The sequence below is a fragment of the Rhodocytophaga aerolata genome (assembly GCF_030503435.1).
In the GTDB taxonomy this organism is placed as follows: Bacteria; Bacteroidota; Bacteroidia; order Cytophagales; family 172606-1; genus Rhodocytophaga; species Rhodocytophaga aerolata.
In genome coordinates, this window is record NZ_JAUKPO010000006.1 from 139,686 (window position 1) to 159,757 (window position 20,072).

A 20,072-nucleotide genomic window follows, 5' to 3' on the forward strand; every position below is an offset into this window, starting at 1 on the left:
AGGAAATATCAGTAACTTAGATTTGGCAAGAATAATACAGGATGTAGTTGAGATGAATACCGAGTCCTGAACAAAGAGTTGTGCATCTAGCAGGATGGTTTCGTTTTTCAATATTCCTTGTTCTATTGTTCGCTATTCCATACCTGGTATTTATTAGTACTAATAACCCCTAAACCTGTTACCTGCTAATATTATGCAGAATGTTTTAATTCTATTTGCTCATCCGGCTCTGGAAAAATCCAGAGTACATGCCAGACTGATTAATGGTCTAGACGATATGCCCAACATAACCTTTCATGACCTGTACCAGCGGTATCCCGACTTTTACATTGATGTGGCGTATGAACAGGAACTGCTGCTATCGCACGACATTATTATTTTGCAGCATCCCTTTTATTGGTACAGTGCACCTGCTTTAGTAAAACAATGGATTGATCTGGTACTGGAACATGGCTGGGCCTACGGAAGAACGGGCAATGCTTTACGAGGCAAAGTCATGCTCAATGCCATTACGGCCGGTGGGGTACGCGATGCCTATGGAAACAACGGATATAACCGATTTAGTGTACGCGACTTTCTGCTGCCTTTTGCCCAGACTGCACACCTCTGTCATATGCATTACTGGCCGCCGTTTGTTATTCATGGTACACACCGGTTAAGTCCTGAGCAAGTAGCAGAAGAAGTAGCCAATTACCATGAGTTATTGCAGTGGCTGATAGAAGGAAAAATTACCAGCGAACATATTGCTGCCACACATTATCTGAATGAAATCTTGGTTTATCAAAAATAGAATATGGAAGGTACGTTCTTTTATCAGGCATTAGTTTATCTGGCGGTTGCTGTATTGTTTGTGCCAATTGCTAAAAAATTAGGCTTAGGCTCCGTATTGGGCTATTTATTAGCAGGTATTCTGATTGGACCGTTTGTACTCAATCTGGTGGGAGAGGAGGGAAGCGATATTATGCACTTTGCAGAATTTGGCGTAGTAATGATGCTGTTTCTGGTAGGGCTGGAGCTGGAACCAGAACTGCTGTGGCGTTTGCGGGCACCTATTGTAGGCATGGGCGGCTTACAAGTAACCTTAACTGCTTTCATTTGCACAGGCATTGGCGTAGCGGTAGGCTTACCCTGGAAACAAGCACTGGCTATAGGGCTAATACTGGCAATGTCTTCCACAGCTATTGTGCTGCAATCCATGACAGAAAAAGGGCAAATGAAGAGTGCTGCCGGGCAAAGTGCTTTTTCCGTATTGCTGTTTCAGGATATTGCTGTTATTCCTATTCTAGCCTTGATGCCCCTGCTTGCCCCAGCTACTGCCGCTTCAACCGCCGAACATGATGCTACGTGGGTAGCCAACCTGCCAGCCTGGGCTCATACTCTAGCCGTTCTAGGTTCAGTAGCCCTGGTAATAGTAGCCGGCAGATATTTAATTAGCCCTTTATTAAGAATGATTGCTGCCACCCAGCTACGCGAAATGTTTACCGCTACAGCTTTATTATTGGTAGTAAGTATAACAGTGCTGATGATTCAGGTAGGCTTAAGTCCGGCGCTGGGAACATTTCTGGCAGGAGTTGTTCTGGCCAACAGCGAGTATAAGCATGAACTGGAAAGTGATATTGAACCGTTCAAAGGCTTACTGTTAGGCTTGTTTTTTATTGCGGTAGGCGCATCCATTGATTTTGGGCTTATCGTCTCAGAACCCACCCTAATTATTCAACTGGTGGTAGTTGTAATGGTAGTAAAAGGATTAGTTTTATTTGGCCTGGGGAAAGCATTTAAACTGGCTACGGCGCAGAATCTATTGTTTGGCGTGGCTCTGTCCCAGGTAGGGGAATTTGCTTTTGTGCTTTTTTCATTTACTGGTCAGCAGGGTATTCTGGATGAACGGACGATCAGTTTATTAATGGCAGTAGTAGCAATTACCATGGGCCTTACCCCTCTGGTGATGCTGGTAAATGAAAAGTATATTATGCCCAGGGTTTGCTCCTGGCGGGCAGAGGATGAAAAACAGCCAGATACCATCGATGAAAAAAATCCGGTAATCATCGCCGGATTCGACCGGTTTGGCAATATTACTGGGAGATTCTTAAAAGCATTTGGAGTAGGAACTACCGTGTTGGATAATGACTCAGATAGAGTAGACTTGCTGCGAAAAGTAGGACTGAAAGTATATTATGGCGATGCTTCGAGGCATGAATTACTACATGCTGCCGGAGCGGCAGAGGCCAAGATGATTATTATTGCTTTGGATTCTCCGGAAAAGTGCCTGGAACTGGTAGAAACGGTAAAAAAACACTTCCCACATCTGCATATTCTGGTACGGGCTAACGACCGCACCGACGCCTACGATCTGATGGACGCTGGGGTGCCCCATATTTACCGGGAAACTCTGGACACTTCTCTCCGGATGGGCACGGATGCATTAAAATTACTTGGTTTCCGCGCATACTCTGTACAACGGGCAGCTCAGTTGTTTCTCCGGCACGACGAACAGGCATTGAAAGGCCTCGCCGCAGTACGGGATGACCGCAAGCAATACATAAACGTAGCCCGCGAACGCATTGAAGAACTGGAGCAAACCATTTTATCTGACTTAAACGGAAAAATGCTAGAATATGAGACTGGCTGGGATGCCGAAAGCCTGCGGGAAGAAGTAAGAAGTTCGGCTTTCCCTCCCGCTATTGTCTTAGATGGCGATGATGAAAAGGCAGAAGTAGATAGTAATAGTAATCATGAGAAGGCCAAGTAAAAGATAAAGATTTAAATAATGGCGGTTAGCTAATCTTTGATCTGGGCAGTTTCACATATCTCTTTCTAATAAGCCTGTATTTCATGCAAACTGATATCCGGATAGTATATAGCTGTGTTTTATCCGGACATACTCTTCCTACATGGCACAACTCTCAATATATGAGTAAAGGTGTTTTCCTCTGAAATTTTATACGGGATTACTGGTATGGCTGCCAACAATTCTTAGGATTTTTCCAGCTTTTATTATTATTTTATTTACCTTTAACTGCGTTTTTAGGTATTTTTATTGCTCAGCTTCTTCTGCTATATGCCCACACATTCCCGCCGCCGCTTTCTAAGTCAGTCTTCGCAACTACTGGCAGGAGCCAGTCTAGCTTCATTGCCTGCCACCAGCACATTGGCTGCTTCTTATGCTGTTGCTGCCAATGAAAAAATTAAGGTAGCTTTAATAGGTTGCCGTAATATGGGGTGGGCTAACCTGAATTCTATGCTAAAAATGCCGGAAGTAGAATGTGTGGCTCTATGTGATGTAGACGATACCGTGTTGAATGAAAGAGCAGCTGAGCTGGAAAAGAAAATAGGCAAAAAGGCCAAACTATACAAAGATTTCCGGAAGTTGCTCGAAAATAAAGAGATACAAGCCGTAATCATTGGTACGCCAGATCACTGGCATTGCCTCCAGACAATCTATGCCTGCGAAGCCGGGAAGGATGTGTATGTAGAAAAACCCCTAGCCAACTCCATTGAGGAATGTCTCTTGATGGTAGCAGCCGCCCGCAAATATAACCGGGTAGTACAGGTAGGCCAGTGGCAACGGAGTGCTCCCCATTTTAATGAAGCTATGCAACATGCTACCTCTGGTAAAATCGGCAAAATACGTACTGTAAAAACCTGGGCGTATATGGGCTACGGCAAAACCTCTCCCGTACTACCAGACGAACCGGTGCCAGCGGGGGTAGATTACAAAATGTGGCTTGGCCCGGCACCCGAGCGGCCATTCAATAGAAACCGCTTTCATGGCAGTTTTCGATACTTTTGGGATTATGCCGGCGGCCTGATGACCGACTGGGGCGTGCATATGATTGATATGGGATTGAAAGGAATGAAGGTAACTACGCCTAAATCGGTACAAGCTATGGGCGGCAAACTAGGTTTTCCCGACCATGCCGATGAAACACCCGATACTTTGCAGGCGGTATATGAATTTGATGGGTTTACCCTTTTGTGGGAGCAAGCCAAAGGCATTGCCCGCGGCCCTTACGACCGCGAACATGGCGTAGCTTTCATCGGAAATTTAGGTACAGTAGTAGTTGACAGAGGAAAATGGGAAGTGTTCCCGGAGGTAGAAAATGGCGCTTACCTAACAGAAATGGTTCCTGTCCGGAATAACACGATGAATAACCTGGATCAGCATACGAAGAACTTTGTGGAGTGTATCAAAAGCCGCCAGAAACCCAATGGAGATATAGAGTTTGGCGCACATGCGGCTATTAATGCGCAGTTAGGCAATATGGCGTACCGCTTAGGTAGAAAGATATTCTGGGATAGTAGCAAAAACAGCATAGTCGATGACTCAAAAGCCATGGAAATGGCCAAAGCTACCTACCACAATGGATGGAATCTGCCAAAGGTGTAGAGAAAAGGTTAATCGATGAACGCTGATTATGAAAGCAAGTTTATTTTCGAGACAAGTTAAGTTAGGTGTTTTTAGTTTAAATCTAATTGATGAAAGCATGGGGATAGTGGGTGGAACGATTTACCCAACTGAAGAATATTTTAAGAATTATCAGCAAATTTTCAGGAAACATTTGGAGAAGCCCAATTTCGATAAAATAAGTAAACTTCAGTTAAAAGTAGTTACGCAGGATGGAGAAGAATTAAAACCAATGGGTGGAATTGTAGTCACAGATATTAAAAAATATGCGGATCATATAACTGTAGAAGTTTGCGGTGTAGATTCAATGGTCATGAAAAAAATACGATAATTATTGAGTTTTTATTTGCAAGGAGTATAGTTAAACACCAATGCTGACTGTCAAGAAATAATTCTCATATTCCCAAATTTGCCTTTTAACATAACCCTACCATTATGACAATCTATTCCAGAAGAGATTTTTTAGCCAACTCTTCCAAATTGATGGCCGGAGCAAGCTTGGCTTCTATCCCCTTAGCTGAGGCCGCTGCTGCTCCTAAAAAAGTAGCAGCTAACGATAAAGTATCCGTTGCCCTTATCGGCTGCAAAGGCATGGGCTGGAGCAACCTTACTTCCCACTTGAAGCTACCCGATGTAGAGGTAATTGGCTTATGCGATGTAGACAGCAATGTACTGAACGAACGGGCTGCGGAATTAGAACAAAAAACCGGCAAAAAAGCGAAGTTGTACAAAGACTACCGCAAATTGCTCGAAAACAAAGACGTAGACGCGGTTATTATTGGAACGCCAGACCATTGGCACTGCCTTACCATGGTAAATGCCTGTGAAGCCGGAAAAGATGTATATGTAGAAAAGCCCTTAGCGAATTCTATTGAGGAATGCCAGGTAATGATGGCGGCTGCCAAGAAATACAACCGGGTGGTGCAAGTAGGCCAGTGGCAGCGCAGCGGCCCCCATTGGCAAAAAGCCATTGATTATGTGCAGTCAGGCAAACTTGGCAAAATAAGGCTGGTAAAATCCTGGGCCTATATGGGATGGATGAAAGAGATAAAAAAAGTGCCGGATAGCCCGGTTCCAGCTGGAGTAGATTACGATATGTGGTTAGGCCCGGCTACCAAACGGCCATTCAATCCGAACCGGTTTCATTTTAACTTCCGCTGGTACTGGGATTATGCCGGTGGCCTCATGACCGACTGGGGGGTACACCTGATAGATATGGTACTGTATGGCATGAAAGCCGGTGGCCCCAAATCTGTGGTATCGATGGGCGGTAAATATGCGTATCCGGATGGTGCCATGGAAACACCTGATACCCAGCAGGCCATTTATGAGTTTGACGATTTTTCGATGATCTGGGAACATGCCGTAGGCATCAATGGTGGGCCATATAACCGGGATCATGGGGTGGCTTTTATCGGGAATCTGGGAACCCTGGTAGTAGACCGCAGCAAATGGGAAATTATTCCGGAGGTGGAAAATGGCGAGTATAAAACCCCTGCTATTCCGGTACAAGCCAGAGGTGGCAATGATGGCGGATTAGATAATCATACCAAAAATTTTATAGAATGCATTAAGAGCCGCCAGAAACCCAACTGCGATGTATGGACAGCTGCCAATACAGCCATCAATGCACATCTGGGCAATATTGCTTTTAAATCGGGGCGTAAAGTATACTGGGATGCCCAGAATATGGCCTTCAAAAATGACAATGAAGCCAATCAACTGGTAAAAGCGAATTACCAGAATGGCTGGAAACTTCCGAATATCACGTAATTTTTATTTTTTTACACTTTCTAAACCTTTATCATTAAATTTTTTAAGTAAACATGCAAAACTCATTTGTAAAGAAAATCATTCTTTCTGCCCTATTATCAGGCGTATTTTTTTATGGGTATGCACAGGAGCAGCCAGGAAAAGTACCGGAACCTATGCCTATGAAACCCCAGATGACCGAGTTCTGGGAGCCCGAACCGAAAGTAGTAACACCTGGTGCTGTACCTAGCAATCTAGTAGTGCCTCCTCCTTCCGATGCTATTGTGTTATTTGACGGAAAAGACTTGTCTAAATGGAAAGGGAAAGACGGAGAAGCCAAATGGCGGGTGAGTGATGGCGTTTTTACCGTAAACAAAGGAACCGGCGACATTGAAACTAAACAGACTTTTGAAGATTATCAGCTGCACATCGAATGGCGCATTCCGGCAGATATACAGGGCGAAAGTCAGGCCAGAGGCAACAGTGGCATATTTATGCAAGGGATTTATGAGCTACAAGTACTGGATTCATATAATAACCGCACCTATTCTAACGGGCAGGCAGGCAGTATCTACAAACAAACCCGGCCTCTGGTAAATGCCATGCGTAAGCCAGGTGAGTGGCAGGTATACGATGTTATCTACACAGCTCCTCGTTTTAAGGAAGATGGTTCGTTGTTTTCTCCGGCTTATATCACGGTTATGCATAATGGTGTGCTGATTCAGAACCACTTTGAAATTAAAGGAGATACACCCTATATCGGCTTACCCAAATACACCAAGCACGGCAAAGGTCCTATTAAATTACAGGATCATGGCGACCCCAGCAAACCCATTAGTTTCCGCAACATCTGGTTACGGGAATTGTAATAAGGTATTGCCATAATATAAAAAGCGTAGTCACCTTTGGCTACGCTTTTTGTTGTAAAAAAATGCATGTATTCTTCTAATCGTCACTTTCTTCGCTTACATCTGCACCCACAAGGCTAATTCTACCTGGGCGGCCGGGTATGGCAAATCTTCTAAAATCTGAAAGGTTGTCTTTGTTCAGCATAACTACCTCTGCCCCCTCCGGATTTGTTACATATACATATTGTTTACTAGCGGTAAGGGCCGGAATTTTATTATCTGCCGGAAATACCAAAGGCAGCTTTCTTTCAGCTTTTTTTGCGCCTGATGTTCCATCGAATACCATACAGGTGCCATCATTCTGCAATACCAGTATGTCTTTGCCTTCATGGTCGAAACGGGCAGCCACTATATTCTCTGACTCTATTACCGGAGAAATGAGGTTATTCCCGGGAGAAATCAGGTATACACCATATTTGCTGATATAGCCGATAAATTGGTTAGCCGCTTTTCCATAATAAATGGTACCAATCCATTTGTCGCCAAAGCTAGCCGGATAGGGAATTAATCGTTGGCTACCATTATCGTTTACTTCGAGCAGGCCATTTACTGAACCAAACAAGGCTAACGTACCATTGCTGCCTTCGCCATGTATACCGCCAGTAGCTAGTGGAGAGGCATACACTACACTGCCATTGCTATCTACAATCTTTACACGTTCGGGTAACGAACCGGCTACCGAATTATCTTTCTCTGTAACGGCAAAAGTGCCATTGGTAAAACGGACCGCTGCCCCATGGTGAGGCTTATCTACGACAATATGCGCAGTTTTTTCAGCTGTATGTAGCTCTTCTTCGGAGGTAAGGCTTAACGAACCATCGCCATCATTGAATATAGTAATGGTATTGCCCGACGCATACATATGGGTAGGCCGTGGGGCATCAGCAGTGGTTTTAGCCCACTTAGGGGTGCCCTTCATATGTGCATGTTCTCCATGGCCTTCTATTCCTGAGTCAAAAAACTGCACATGGTTATTGGCTGTGTTCAAAACAACGGCAAAGCGCCCGCTGGCAGTCGGGTAGAGGGTGTTAGCTGCAAACTGGCTGCTAAAGGTCTGGGTTTCGTTTTTATGCGGACTAATAAAAGATAAGCTGTTGTTATCAAAATCTGCGACAAGCAAACGGACAAATTGGTTTTCATTCTTGGCTTTTGCACCCGGAGAATCGTCTTGCTGACATGCCGAAAATACGATAAGCACTAGTAGCAGTGAAATGGAAAGTAATTTTTTGGGTTTCATAAGGTAATTTTTATATTTGCAACAATGATGCAAGTAGTAAATAATGCAACAATGTTGCAAATAAAAAGTAATTTTTTTTAGAGGTGTTGGTGCTGGAGGTAGCTGATACTTTTCCTAGTTTTACCGTGTTTTTACGTATAGCAATTCATCAGAAAAAGTTAGCGATCACCGATACTAGATAATATATGACAAACAAATGGCTCGCATATGCCCAGCGGATTCAGGCAATAGCCCAGGCTGGCTTAACCTATGCCCAGAATGACTACGATGTGGAACGGTACCAGGAACTGCGGGATATGAGTGTGGCAATGATGGCAGACCTATCTGGGGAACCAGTGGCGTTAATAGAAAAATTATTTGCGGGTGAAACCGGCTACCAGACTCCCAAAGTAGATATCCGGGGAGTAGTGTTTAAAGACAATCAAATACTAATGGTGCGGGAGAAAATAGATGGATGCTGGTCGTTGCCTGGAGGCTGGGCAGATATTGGCTATTCGGCTAAAGAAGTAGTAGTGAAAGAAGTACGCGAAGAGGCCGGTATCGAAGTAAAACCTGTGCGCTTGCTGGCGGTATGGGATAAAAAGCATCATCCGCACCCAGCCTCCCCATATTATACCTACAAACTATTTATCCGCTGCGAAATTGTCAGGGGCGAGATAGCCAAAGGAATGGAAACCCTGGATGTCCGCTTTTTCGGCCGGGATGAACTTCCACAACTGTCGGTGGAGCGCAATACCCATTCGCAAATTCAGACCATGTTCGAGTTTTTGGACAAGCCAGAGAAAGAAGTACTATTTGATTGATTAGGTAGGCAAGTATTTACTTCCCAGGCCTTTTTCTATCTTTTCCAGGTTTCGGATGGCCGACGAGCTAATGTGTTCAAACTGCATATCGCAGCGGATAAAAACCACTTTAATTCCTGGTTTCATATCTTCCATAAAGCGTTGCTGGTTCACTTCATAACTGAGATCATCGCCATTCCGCAAGCCTCTTACCAATACCATCTGTGCATGTTCTTCTTTGGAAGAAATATACTCTGTGAGTAAGCCGCCAAACTGCTCAATCTGGCGGTATTTCAGCACAGCCAGTTTTTTCAGGGAAGAAGCAGCCGTTTCCTTTTCCGGATTAATCCCTTGCGCCACAATCACCTTATCAAAAATACGTTCGGCTTTCTCCAGTATATTTAGGTGGCCGTTATGAAACGGGTTAAAGGAGCCGGCGTAAATCCCGATTTGCGGTCTGTGAAAAGTAAGGTAATGGATTAAATTCTGCAAATTCTCTTTGTTTTCCGGATATTGTTTTGCAAAATGCTCCAGTAAGGCAATTCTGCCCATTTTATATAAGCTATAATCGACAAACTGGTATTCTTTAGCAATCCCCTTTTCCCAGGCTAGCATCTCCTTAAAATCAGATTTGGTGACAATGGCCATATCCAGTTCACAGAAAATCCTGGAGAGTTCACTGGTAGGCTGATGGGTTTTGGTATCCAGAATAGCTTGTATAATACCTGCCGAGTGATCTGTCTCCTGAGTAGCCTGCTGGAATAAGGCGGCGGATTTTTCTTCATTATCGGCAGCAGTTGCATCGTATATGGCATCATGAAAGAAAGCTACCATCAGCAAATTTTCTTTCAGGGTAGTAGAAATTTGCCCTTGCCTGGCCAGGCTCTCTATTTCATTCAGCAAATACTGCAGATGCAACTCATTGTGGTAATACCGGTGTGGTTCACGCCAGCGGTTGAGTATTTCCTGCATAGCCGTAAGGTTCATGCCAAACTGGGCAAACAAGGAATAATAGCTTGTATAGTCAACAGCGTTCATAAAGCGAGTATACAGAAAAGCACAGGCATTACAAAAAGCGGATGGCAGCAGTTACTTAAATTTTTTTAGAATGCCTGCTTGCGAACAAAAATGAAAAAGCCAGTGTTGAACAAAAACCATTCATACGCAAAAAGTACTGCTGATGGGGAGGTATTTGCTAATTGTTTAACTTTAATTTAAAAACATTAAACAAATTTCCTGCGGCATCTGTTATGAATGCAGTATAGCAAATTGGGTAGGTAAGCTACCTATCGGTAATTTTAATTGACAAAGTAAAGACAGTCTATACTATTTTAAATTTTTGTAGAACAAACCTATTGCATGAACGTAGCTGTATTCCGGAAAGAACATTTTAATGCCGCCCACCGCTTACATAATCCTAACTGGTCTGATGAGAAGAATCAACGGGTATTTGGCAAGTGCAACAATCCCAACTACCATGGGCACAACTATGAGCTTATTGTGCGGGTAACAGGCGAGCCCGACCCGGTAACTGGCTATGTAATTGATATGAAAGTGTTAAGTGATTTGATTAAAGAACATGTATTACTCAAATTCGATCATAAAAATTTAAACTTAGACACCCATGAATTTAAAGAACTCAACCCGACAGCAGAAAACATATCAATCGTTATTTGGAATATTCTGAGGAGCAAAATAGACACAAAGTACGCGTTAAAAATTACACTTTATGAGACAGAAAGAAACTTCGTTGAATACCCCGCTGATTAAAGAAATTACTGATCTGAGCCACCTGACAATAGACGAAGTTGGCGATGAACATATAAGTACTTCATCCGACACACCTTTAAGAGAAGATGCTTTTGAGATGGACGATGAGCTGAAGATGGAACTGATAGAAAAGCATTTCCGTGAAATTATGCACATCCTGGGACTTGACCTGACAGATGACAGCTTAAAGGGTACACCCCGCCGGGTTGCCAAAATGTATATTCAGGAGATTTTCAGTGGGCTTAATCCGGCTAATAAACCTAAAGTGGCTCTTTTCGAAAATAAATACAAGTACAATGAAATGCTGGTAGAGAAAGATATTACCTTTTTCTCCAACTGCGAACACCATTTTGTGCCCATATTTGGCAAAGCACACATAGCCTATATTTCCAGTGGCAAAGTAATAGGCTTATCTAAACTGAACCGGGTCGTGCAGTATTTTGCCAAACGTCCGCAGGTGCAGGAACGCATGACCATGCAAATTGCTACGGAGCTAAAAGAGATGCTGCAAACCGAAGATGTTGCCGTGCTGATAGATGCCAAGCATATGTGTGTTTCTTCACGTGGGGTAAGCGATGTAAATAGTTCCACGGTTACTGCCTACTATGGCGGCAAATTTTCCGAAGAGCAGACGAAAAATGAGTTTTTGGCGTATGTTCAATTAAAGTAATACCTACGAGTCCTATATAAATACATGCACCCACAAGGCGAATTTCAAAACCTTGTGGGTTTGTTTTTGTTAGATAGACAGCATATGACTATTTATTCATGACGACGTTTACAGACAAAACTATTTTAGTGGTAGGTGGCAGTTCCGGTATTGGCCTGGCTGTAGTAAAACAATTAGCTAAAGAAGGTGCTACACTTATTACGGCCTCCCGCCACCAGTCAGCGGAATTGCAAACGTTACAAATACCCCATATTCCGGTTGATGTAACTGGCGATATACAAGCATTGTCTGACCTGCCCGATGTGCTGCATGGATTGGTTTATTGCCCGGGTACTATAAATCTGAAACCCTTTGCCCGGCTAACCGAGCAAGACTTTATGCATGACTGGCAGGTAAATGTATTGGGTGCCATACGTGTGTTGCAGCAGGCAATAAAATCCTTAAAAAAAGCTCAGGGAGCCAGTGTGGTGCTGTACAGCACTGTAGCCGCCAGCGTAGGCATGAACTTTCATGCATCCGTGGCTACAGCAAAAAGTGCCGTAGAGGGCCTGGCACTTTCGCTGGCTGCTGAATATGCCTCCTCCCATATACGGTTCAATGTCATAGCTCCTTCACTTACCGATACGCCGCTTGCCGGAAATCTTTTGTCTTCTCCTGAAAAACGGGAAGCAGCCAATAAACGGCATCCGTTAAACAGGGTAGGTACACCGGAAGAAATAGCAGCTATTACCACGTTTTTATTATCCGGCCAAGCAGCCTGGATGTCGGGTCAGATAATTGGCGTAGATGGTGGCATGTCTACCTTGCGAGTCGTATAGGTTCTGTAACTAGCCTACTGATTAGTAAAATACAAAAAATATAGCTTAATTTTTCAATGAAGCGATCAGATTATTAAAATCTGACAATAGCTATTGCGCAGCTAAATAAATTTTAGTAATTTGTTTAGCTTTTATGGTAGATCTGCGGTTGTCTGGAAACCGTCATTTTTTAAGACTGCTTACTTTTTGTATCGCCTGTAAATTTAACCTCTAACCTTAATTTATTATGGCAAGCTCTTCTGTTATTCTTACTCACCAGCTGGAGGAACGTTATGCAAGTAAACATGCAACTCTTTCCTGCCATGCTGAGTTACAGGTGCTTTTATGCACGGCTACTGCTGCTTATATTCCAATGGCAGAATTTATGGATTTGTTTGAAAAAGCAGGTGAACTTATCGCCAGTAACAACCTAACCAAATGCATCTACGATGAACGAAAGCTGGTAGCATTTCACATGCCTTCTATGGAATGGTTTTATCTGGTATGGATGGAACGGATGTACAAAAAAGGCCTTTCCACGTACCGCAGACTTTTGCCAGACGATAAATATTTCGAGCAGCAGATGAACCGGGGCAAAAAAAAGTTACTACAAGAAAATCCCTGGTTTACGTTTGATAACTATGACATTGTGTACTGCAGAACGCTTGAAGAGGCGTTAAGCCGGTAAATCTACAGGTGTATTAACAAAAAAGAAGTTACTCAGTAAGCCTCAGTTTTGTGGATGTTGGGTTCAGGCTAAGTAGAGAAGATTTAACTAAACGAGCACCGCCGGAAGAAATCCACGGTGCTCGTTAGATATAAACGAAAGAAACTATTTTGGTAAACTCAAGGAAGTGTAGCTATGATTACTCCACTAGGGCAAAGCGTTTTTGCTCGGTTTCCAAGGTAAGTGTTCTGCTGTAGGTATCTTTGCGGCTTCCCACTTTTATCGTATATTCTCCATCGTTTAGTTTAGACATATCGAATGTACCATGATAGATCGCCTCTTTGCCTATTAATTTTTTGTAGGTCAACTCTCCGTTCTCATTGTACACATAAATGGTAATATAGTTTTTCTCTGGATTAACAAAGTGAACTTTCATACTCACTGAGTTTTCTACCGGGTGAACAAAGGCCTGAAACTCATCAGCAGCTTTGGTGATAGAAGGTGCATTATCCTGGGCAGTAACGGATTGAGCAGATACAGCTGGAGCTACAGCTACAGCCGCTACTAAGGCCACAGCAGCAAAGGCTTTACGGAAACTATTTCCGGCGATGCCAAAAAAGATTGTTTTCATAATTGTATATAGTTTGTTAAGTGGTTGTTTTTTAGATACTTGTATTATACTATAAGTAAATATTATACCACTTTTTATACAATTGAGTGTTTTGCAACTAAAAGAACCCCGGAAATAAATGAAAGGAAGATAGAATAGATAAGCGGTAGTTTCCGGATAGCCATTATCCACACGGTACATAAATAAGCAATCTGGATTTGAGGAAAATAGGGAATAAGTGTCCGGTAACGAACAAGTAGTGTACACTAGTGAACAGCTAATTATGTATGAGACAAAATCAGTTGCTCAATTATTTATCAGAGAATGCAGTCGGCTAACAATCGGGTAGTTTCTATTTAACAAAGCCTGGTAAACCAGGATAATAAAAAAGCGCATGTATTGCCAGAAATCTGCAAACATGCGCTTTAAAATATATATAAGTAAGGAGTAGAAGAGTTTGAACCTGCACTACCTTATTGAATAGATCTGGACAAATTCCGGCCTCTATCAATTAGTAATTAGCGGGCAGAAGCAAAACGTTCTTGCTGCGTCTGAATAGAAAGATTACGGGAATAAGTTTCTTTCTTGTTACCAACTTTCACGGTATATACACCATCCGACAGATTAGACAAATCGAACTTACCATGGAATATAGCATCTTTTCCTAGAAACTTCTGGTATACAATGTCGTTGTCTTGGTTATAAATGGTGACGATAATATTTTCTTTCTCTGGATTAACAAAGTGAACTTTCATACTCACTGAGTTTTCTACCGGGTGAACAAAGGCCTGAAACTCATCAGCAGCTTTGGTGATAGAAGGTGCATTATCCTGGGCGGTAACGGATTGAGCAGATACAGCTGGCGCTACAGCTACAGCCGCTACTAAGGCCACAGCAGCAAAAGCTTTACGGAAATTATTGGCAGATATGCTAGAAAATAAAGTGTTCATGATTTTGTTGTTATACGTTAAGTTGTTGATTATTAATTTTTTGTTGTTTTACTACTTGTAAATTTTATACCATTTGATGCAGATAAGACCATCAAGTAACCAAAAGCTTACAGGAAATAAATGAATGGTAAGGACAAAGGATAAATGGTTGTTTTCTGGCTTTAAAGCCAATTGCTCAGGAAAGCAGTTGTTGAGTAACCTGCTCTGATACACCCCGCTAGTGTTCGTTTATGAACAGATAGGTGTACACTACCGAACACCTGATGAGGCAGAAGTAATAGATTGAGCTGAAAAAATAGTGTGAATCCAGCGGATTACAAAAATGAAGAAATTATTGGCGGCATCTGCGTTGATTTAACGTGTCGGAATGAACAAAAGCACTTTTTGGTATGTTGCTCTCCTAAGCAAATAGTATTATTTACAGATATTGGGTAGTTTTGCATTTCATAAAATGATCCATACATACCTTACTTAAATTGACTAATATGGCTGTACAAAAAGTTACGGATGCTGAGTTTACTGAGCAACTTGCAAATCATCCAAAAGTTGTTGTAAAATACTATGCAGACTGGTGCGGAAGCTGCCGTTTATTTGCACCTAAGTTTAACCGGCTTTCCAGCGACAGCAGGTTCACAGATATTACCTTTCTGGACGTAAATGCGGAGACAAGTCCGGTAGCCAGAAAGACTGCCGGCGTAACAAATCTGCCGTATTTTGCTGTATTCCAGAATGGCCAGTTAGTAGAGGCCGTGGCTACCAGCAAAGAAGATGCGTTGGTAGAACTGATTAATAAATTGAATTAATACTGATAACTCATAAACTAACTATTGCAGAAAGTACAGGTTTTGTTGCTATCTGCGCAGTTTAGTTTCATTGCCCAATTAATACTAGAGATATGAAGATCCCTGTTATAAAAAAATTAGTTGAAAGTTGTACCATTGAAGAATTGCAGGCTGCTGAGCAAGCTATTTTAGAAGAACAGCCTTTGCCCATTGAAATAGAAGGTAGTGATGAAGGCGAACAGTTAACACATGCCATTGCTGCCATCTGGATTCTGGAACGTATGCAAGAAGCCAATCTGGATTTTAAAACAGCGCTGCGGGAATACACCCAAAAAGTAAGAGAATCTATCAATTAATAATTAAGACTAGCAGATGAATGGTTTGTGCCTATATAAAATTTAATTGCAGCTCATTTATCATTCTTCTATAGTCATTCATCATTATCAAGTTATGAGCAAAAAAGGACGAATTCTGGTAGCCATGAGTGGGGGCATAGATAGTTCTTTGGCGGCGGTTATGCTGCACGAACAAGGCTATGAAGTAATTGGCATGACCATGAAAACATGGGATTATGCCACCGCCGGCGGCTCCAGAAAGGAGACTGGTTGCTGTAGCCTGGATTCTATTAACGATGCCCGGAATGTGGCGGTGAGCCTTGGCTTTCCGCATTATATACTGGATATACGCGAAGAGTTTGGCGACTATGTAATTAACCATTTTACAGGCGAGTACCTGGAAGGCCGTACGCCTAATCCATGTGTGCTATGCAATACCCATATCAAATGGGATGCGTTGCTGCGCCGTGCTGACAAACTAGGCTGCGAGTATATTGCCACTGGCCACTATGCCAATATCCGTGAAGAAAATGGCCGGTATGTAATCTCCAAAGGTCTGGATGAGAACAAAGACCAGTCCTATGCCTTATGGGGTATTTCACAACAGAGCCTGAGCAGGACTATATTTCCGCTGGGTGGCCTGCGCAAAACCGAGATACGGGAAATGGCCATGGAAAGAGGCTTCTTTGATCTGGTAAATAAATCAGAGTCATACGAAATATGCTTTGTGCCTGATAATGATTATCGGGGTTTCCTGAAGAGACGGGTAGAAGGGTTGGAAAAACAAGTAGCTGGCGGCGAATTTGTACTGGAAGATGGTACCATTGTAGGCAAACATGAAGGCTATCCTTTCTATACCATCGGGCAACGGAAAGGCTTAGGTATAGCCTTGGGGTATCCAGTATTTGTTACCGAAATACAGAAAGAAAAAAACCGGGTGGTTTTAGGCCAATATAAAGACTTAAGCCGCGATGGTATGTGGGTGAGCAAATTGAATATGGTTAAATATGCTGATCTGCTAGGTAAACCCACCCAAACGGTTACTAAAGTACGGTATAAAGATGCCGGCACGCCTGCTTTAATTGAACAAGTAGGTGATAAAATGAAAGTGCTGTTCCATGAAGGAGTAAATGGCATTGCACCAGGCCAGGCCGCTGTTTTCTATGAAGGCTCCGATGTAATTGGGGGTGGCTGGATTACCGCCAGCTTCCGGCAAGATGCTGACTAATGCCAGATAAGTAGTTGATAAAAAACCTCACATGTATTTCACACTTGTGAGGTTTTATGCCAAATCATAAAAATAAATTTCCCGCGTATGCCCATATTGTAGATTCAACTAGTATATTATTCAGTATCTTATGGTTAAATACGGGGCATTTGTATTATTTTATCTCAGTATTGTATGGATTGTATCTTCTTGCAGTAGCAGTACCGTAGAGCCTGATGCTGCCAGGCTAGGATATACGTATTTTCCGTTAGAAGAAAAAAGCTTTGCTATATATGAGGTGGAAGAAACTATATATAGTTTAACATCTACTCCTGTTACCAGAAATTATCAGATAAAAGAAGTAATAGCCGAGCAGTTTAGAGACCTGAGCAATGAAGAAGCTTTTAAGGTAATGCGTTATAGCCGGCAAAACACCACCGCTGACTGGGAACTCGATTCTGTGTGGGTGGCCAAGCGGACAGCCAACCGGGCTATTCGTACAGAAAACAACCGGTCGTTTGTAAAGCTGATTTTTCCGGTGGAAGAGAGCCAGAAATGGAACGGAAATGTGCTGAACGAGTTAGGGGCAGACGAATATGAGTTTAGTCAGGTGGCTAAACCTTTTACCATTGCCAATCAGCCCTATACTTCTACGGCCACAGTCATGCAGGTAAATGATTCCAGCGCTTGTAATATGAAACGGGTATATGAAGTATATGCACAAGATATTGGCCTGATTTATAAAGAAAAAATATTGGTAGATTACCGGCAAACCAATAACATTTGTGAGGGGCTGGGCGACATACAAGCCGGTGTTCAATTATATCAGAAGTTATTAAACTATGGAAAAGAGTAAAAAGGTATGTTGGCTGATTATTTTACTAAGCTTACTTTTCTCTCCGGTATGGGCACAAAAGTCTAAGTATTTTATTGAGTTTACTGACAAAGCCAATTCACCCTTTTCTCTTTCCGATCCTAGTGCCTTTCTTTCTCAAAAATCTATAGACCGCCGGCTAAAACAAGCAATTGACATTACCCTACGCGACTTGCCTGTAAATCCGGGGTATGTACAGACCGTGCAGCAACTAGGCGCTACCGTATGGTATACCTCCAGATGGATGAATGCTGCCCTCATAGAGGCTGATTCAGCCCAGTTGGCACAGATTAACACATTGAATTTTGTAAAAAAACAAGACGCAGCCAACTGGCCACCAGTAAGTGGAGCCCGGCTCAGTCAGCAACGGCATAATTCCATACCCAAACCTTCTTCCGCCCGAATAAATACTACAAAAGAAAATCAAGCCAGTCCGCTGGATTACGGTTTTTCAGCCACCCAGGTAACTATGATAGGAGCTGATAAAATGCATGAGCAAGGGTTTACCGGGCAAGGGATGCGGATAGCTATATTTGATTCCGGCTTTAAAAATGCTAATAGCCTTCCGGCTTTTACGCATCTGTTTATAAACAACCGCGTGCTGGCTACCTACGATTTTGTAAGCAAGGAAGAAAGTGTGTTTGAAGACGATGAACATGGCTTACGGGTGTTTTCAGCGATGGGGGCGTATGTACCTGGCGAAATCATTGGTACTGCTTACGAGGCCGACTACCTGCTTTTCCGTACCGAAGATGCTTCATCTGAGTTCCGGATCGAAGAAATTAACTGGCTGATGGCGGCAGAATATGCAGATAGTGCCGGTGTAGATGTGATTAACTCGTCGTTAGGGTATAACTATTTTTCTAACCCACGTATGAATTACAGCCAGGCAGACATGGATGGAAATACAGCGCTAATTACCCGTGCTGCCGATATAGCTGCTGCTACGGGTATGTTGGTGGTTGTGAGTGCAGGCAACGAAGGGAATGACCCCTGGCAAACTATTGCTGCGCCAGCCGATGCCGATTCTGTGCTCTCAGTAGGCGCCGTAGACCGGGACGGCCTATATGCATCTTTCAGTTCACGCGGACCATCAGCCGATGGGCGTGTTAAACCTGACCTGGCTGCTCAGGGACGAGGCACCGCCTTAAGTGCTGCTTCCGGGAGCACGGTATCTTCGAATGGTACTTCCTACTCCTCTCCGGTACTGGCCGGGATGGTAGCTGGCTTTTGGCAGGCGTATCCGCAGCTAACGAATATGGAAGTAATCAGCTACTTAAAAAAATCGGCAAGCCAGGCTACCAAACCTGATTCTCTGTTAGGATATGGCATACCTGATTTTTCCAAAGCAGCTGCCTTGGCAGAGAATGACATAAAGCATGCCCAGGAGATTTGCCGTATTTGGCCTAACCCTGCTTCTGATAACAGCCTCACCTTGTGGATTAATCCCCGGTTTAAAAATGAGGCGGTTAGTATTCAATTTTTCGATGCAAGTGGTAAACTGATAGACAAACAAACCATAGCCAAGGCATCTGTAGAAAATACGCTTCGACTGAATAAGCTATATACGCGGGGTACCTATGTTGCCAGGGTAACTTCTCCAGGTATTAAATGGACTGGTAAAGTTGTGAAATTGTAGCTTGCACCAACCAGTTTCCATTATTTCTTCCAGCTTGCCGGATCTTTGCGCCACTCTTCCAGCGAAGCAATATCTGCTGACGTAATGTAGCCTTGGTTGACAGCTTCATCCAGCAAACTGCTGTAATTACTCAGGCAAGACAGTTTTACATGGGCGGCTTCAAAATTATGCTTGGCCGTATCAAACCCATACGTGAAAATTGCCACCATTCCTAATACCTCAAAGCCTGCCTCCCGAAGAGCTTCCGCTACTTTTAGAGAGCTGCCGCCAGTAGAAATAAGATCTTCTACAATCACTACTTTTTGCCCAACAGTTACTTTTCCTTCTATCATATTGGTCATGCCATGCTCTTTGGGCTTAGACCGTACATAGACAAATGGCAGATTTAGGCTGTCTGCTACCAGGGCTCCCTGAGGAATACCGGCTGTGGCTACCCCTGCTATAGCTTCTGCTTGTGGGTATACTTCCTGAATTAGGTGTACTAACGATTGTTTAATGAATGTACGGGCCTCCGGATACGATAACGTTACCCGGTTATCGCAATAAATAGGCGATTTCCAACCGGAACTCCAGGTGAATGGAGAATCGGGTCTCAACTGAACGGCCCCGGCTTGTAGCAAAATAGCTGCTATCTGTCTGGCGGTATTGGTGGTGGTATGCATGCAGCGAAATTAATTAATTATCGTA

Annotated in this window: 21 protein-coding genes; 16 read left to right on the plus strand and 5 right to left on the minus strand. The window is 43.1% G+C overall.

Annotated elements, in window-relative coordinates; genetic code table 11:
- Window positions 1-193: 193 nt before the first annotated feature.
- The 6 genes from kefF (at window position 194) to Q0590_RS12795 (ending at window position 7,026) form a co-directional block, all read left to right on the plus strand.
- A complete protein-coding gene (gene kefF / locus Q0590_RS12770; protein ID WP_302037935.1) occupies window positions 194-790 on the plus strand; it encodes a glutathione-regulated potassium-efflux system oxidoreductase KefF in 597 nt (198 codons plus the stop codon).
- A gap of 3 nt (window positions 791-793) precedes the next feature.
- Window positions 794-2,749 carry a monovalent cation:proton antiporter-2 (CPA2) family protein gene (locus tag Q0590_RS12775; RefSeq protein ID WP_302037936.1) on the plus strand — a complete coding sequence of 652 codons (1,956 nt, stop codon included), beginning with the start codon at window positions 794-796 and terminating at the stop codon, window positions 2,747-2,749.
- 309 nt (window positions 2,750-3,058) lie between these two features.
- The gene (locus Q0590_RS12780) at window positions 3,059-4,387 is read left to right on the plus strand and encodes a Gfo/Idh/MocA family protein (protein WP_302037937.1); all 1,329 of its coding nucleotides are present in this window, start codon (window positions 3,059-3,061) and stop codon (window positions 4,385-4,387) included.
- Between the two features lie 28 nt (window positions 4,388-4,415).
- Window positions 4,416-4,736: a hypothetical protein gene (locus Q0590_RS12785; RefSeq protein ID WP_302037938.1), complete on the plus strand. Its 321-nt coding sequence runs from the start codon at window positions 4,416-4,418 to the stop codon at window positions 4,734-4,736.
- Window positions 4,737-4,840: 104 nt separating this feature from the next.
- Entirely contained in the window at window positions 4,841-6,178 is a 1,338-nt protein-coding gene (locus tag Q0590_RS12790; protein ID WP_302037939.1) for a Gfo/Idh/MocA family protein, read from the plus strand.
- Window positions 6,179-6,231: 53 nt separating this feature from the next.
- Window positions 6,232-7,026: a 3-keto-disaccharide hydrolase gene (locus Q0590_RS12795; protein WP_302037940.1), complete on the plus strand. Its 795-nt coding sequence runs from the start codon at window positions 6,232-6,234 to the stop codon at window positions 7,024-7,026.
- A gap of 76 nt (window positions 7,027-7,102) precedes the next feature.
- On the opposite strand, the gene Q0590_RS12800 is transcribed toward Q0590_RS12795, so the two are convergent.
- Window positions 7,103-8,302, minus strand: a complete 1,200-nt coding sequence (locus Q0590_RS12800; RefSeq protein ID WP_302037941.1) for a hypothetical protein — start codon at window positions 8,300-8,302, stop codon at window positions 7,103-7,105.
- A gap of 185 nt (window positions 8,303-8,487) precedes the next feature.
- On the opposite strand from Q0590_RS12800, the gene Q0590_RS12805 reads away from it, so the two are divergent.
- On the plus strand, window positions 8,488-9,105 hold the full coding sequence (locus Q0590_RS12805) for an NUDIX hydrolase (protein ID WP_302037942.1): 618 nt from the start codon (window positions 8,488-8,490) through the stop codon (window positions 9,103-9,105).
- Here Q0590_RS12805 and Q0590_RS12810 read toward each other — a convergent pair whose 3' ends face one another.
- Window positions 9,106-10,122 carry an adenylyltransferase/cytidyltransferase family protein gene (locus Q0590_RS12810; protein WP_302037943.1) on the minus strand — a complete coding sequence of 339 codons (1,017 nt, stop codon included), beginning with the start codon at window positions 10,120-10,122 and terminating at the stop codon, window positions 9,106-9,108.
- Window positions 10,123-10,443: 321 nt separating this feature from the next.
- On the opposite strand from Q0590_RS12810, the gene Q0590_RS12815 reads away from it, so the two are divergent.
- The 4 genes from Q0590_RS12815 to Q0590_RS12830 all read left to right on the plus strand — a co-directional run bounded on the left by Q0590_RS12815 (window position 10,444) and on the right by Q0590_RS12830 (window position 13,009).
- Complete coding sequence (locus Q0590_RS12815) at window positions 10,444-10,854, plus strand: 6-pyruvoyl trahydropterin synthase family protein (RefSeq protein WP_302037944.1); 411 nt, start codon at window positions 10,444-10,446, stop codon at window positions 10,852-10,854.
- On the plus strand, window positions 10,814-11,524 hold the full coding sequence (gene folE / locus Q0590_RS12820; protein ID WP_302037945.1) for a GTP cyclohydrolase I FolE: 711 nt from the start codon (window positions 10,814-10,816) through the stop codon (window positions 11,522-11,524). The genes Q0590_RS12815 and folE overlap by 41 nt, the downstream gene beginning before the upstream one ends.
- Window positions 11,525-11,622: 98 nt before the next feature.
- Complete coding sequence (locus Q0590_RS12825; protein WP_302037946.1) at window positions 11,623-12,342, plus strand: SDR family NAD(P)-dependent oxidoreductase; 720 nt, start codon at window positions 11,623-11,625, stop codon at window positions 12,340-12,342.
- 226 nt (window positions 12,343-12,568) lie between these two features.
- Window positions 12,569-13,009 (plus strand): hypothetical protein, encoded by a 441-nt coding sequence (locus tag Q0590_RS12830; RefSeq protein WP_302037947.1) that lies wholly within the window; start codon window positions 12,569-12,571, stop codon window positions 13,007-13,009.
- A 178-nt stretch (window positions 13,010-13,187) separates the two neighbouring features.
- Here Q0590_RS12830 and Q0590_RS12835 read toward each other — a convergent pair whose 3' ends face one another.
- Window positions 13,188-13,619 (minus strand): DUF3244 domain-containing protein, encoded by a 432-nt coding sequence (locus Q0590_RS12835; protein ID WP_302037948.1) that lies wholly within the window; start codon window positions 13,617-13,619, stop codon window positions 13,188-13,190.
- A 497-nt stretch (window positions 13,620-14,116) separates the two neighbouring features.
- Complete coding sequence (locus tag Q0590_RS12840; RefSeq protein WP_302037949.1) at window positions 14,117-14,548, minus strand: T9SS type A sorting domain-containing protein; 432 nt, start codon at window positions 14,546-14,548, stop codon at window positions 14,117-14,119.
- A gap of 485 nt (window positions 14,549-15,033) precedes the next feature.
- Here Q0590_RS12840 and Q0590_RS12845 point away from each other — a divergent pair, with 485 nt between their 5' ends.
- From Q0590_RS12845 to Q0590_RS12865, 5 genes are all read left to right on the plus strand, one after another.
- On the plus strand, window positions 15,034-15,351 hold the full coding sequence (locus Q0590_RS12845; RefSeq protein WP_302037950.1) for a thioredoxin family protein: 318 nt from the start codon (window positions 15,034-15,036) through the stop codon (window positions 15,349-15,351).
- A 92-nt stretch (window positions 15,352-15,443) separates the two neighbouring features.
- Window positions 15,444-15,686, plus strand: a complete 243-nt coding sequence (locus tag Q0590_RS12850) for a DUF6952 family protein (RefSeq protein WP_302037951.1) — start codon at window positions 15,444-15,446, stop codon at window positions 15,684-15,686.
- Between the two features lie 94 nt (window positions 15,687-15,780).
- Window positions 15,781-16,893: a tRNA 2-thiouridine(34) synthase MnmA gene (gene mnmA / locus Q0590_RS12855; RefSeq protein ID WP_302037952.1), complete on the plus strand. Its 1,113-nt coding sequence runs from the start codon at window positions 15,781-15,783 to the stop codon at window positions 16,891-16,893.
- A gap of 130 nt (window positions 16,894-17,023) precedes the next feature.
- The gene (locus Q0590_RS12860) at window positions 17,024-17,728 is read left to right on the plus strand and encodes a hypothetical protein (RefSeq protein ID WP_302037953.1); all 705 of its coding nucleotides are present in this window, start codon (window positions 17,024-17,026) and stop codon (window positions 17,726-17,728) included.
- Complete coding sequence (locus Q0590_RS12865) at window positions 17,715-19,385, plus strand: S8 family serine peptidase (RefSeq protein WP_302037954.1); 1,671 nt, start codon at window positions 17,715-17,717, stop codon at window positions 19,383-19,385. The genes Q0590_RS12860 and Q0590_RS12865 overlap by 14 nt, the downstream gene beginning before the upstream one ends.
- Before the next feature lie 20 nt (window positions 19,386-19,405).
- Here the strand turns inward: Q0590_RS12865 and pyrE are convergent, their stop codons facing one another.
- On the minus strand, window positions 19,406-20,047 hold the full coding sequence (gene pyrE / locus Q0590_RS12870; protein ID WP_302037955.1) for an orotate phosphoribosyltransferase: 642 nt from the start codon (window positions 20,045-20,047) through the stop codon (window positions 19,406-19,408).
- Between the last annotated feature and the right edge of the window lie 25 nt (window positions 20,048-20,072).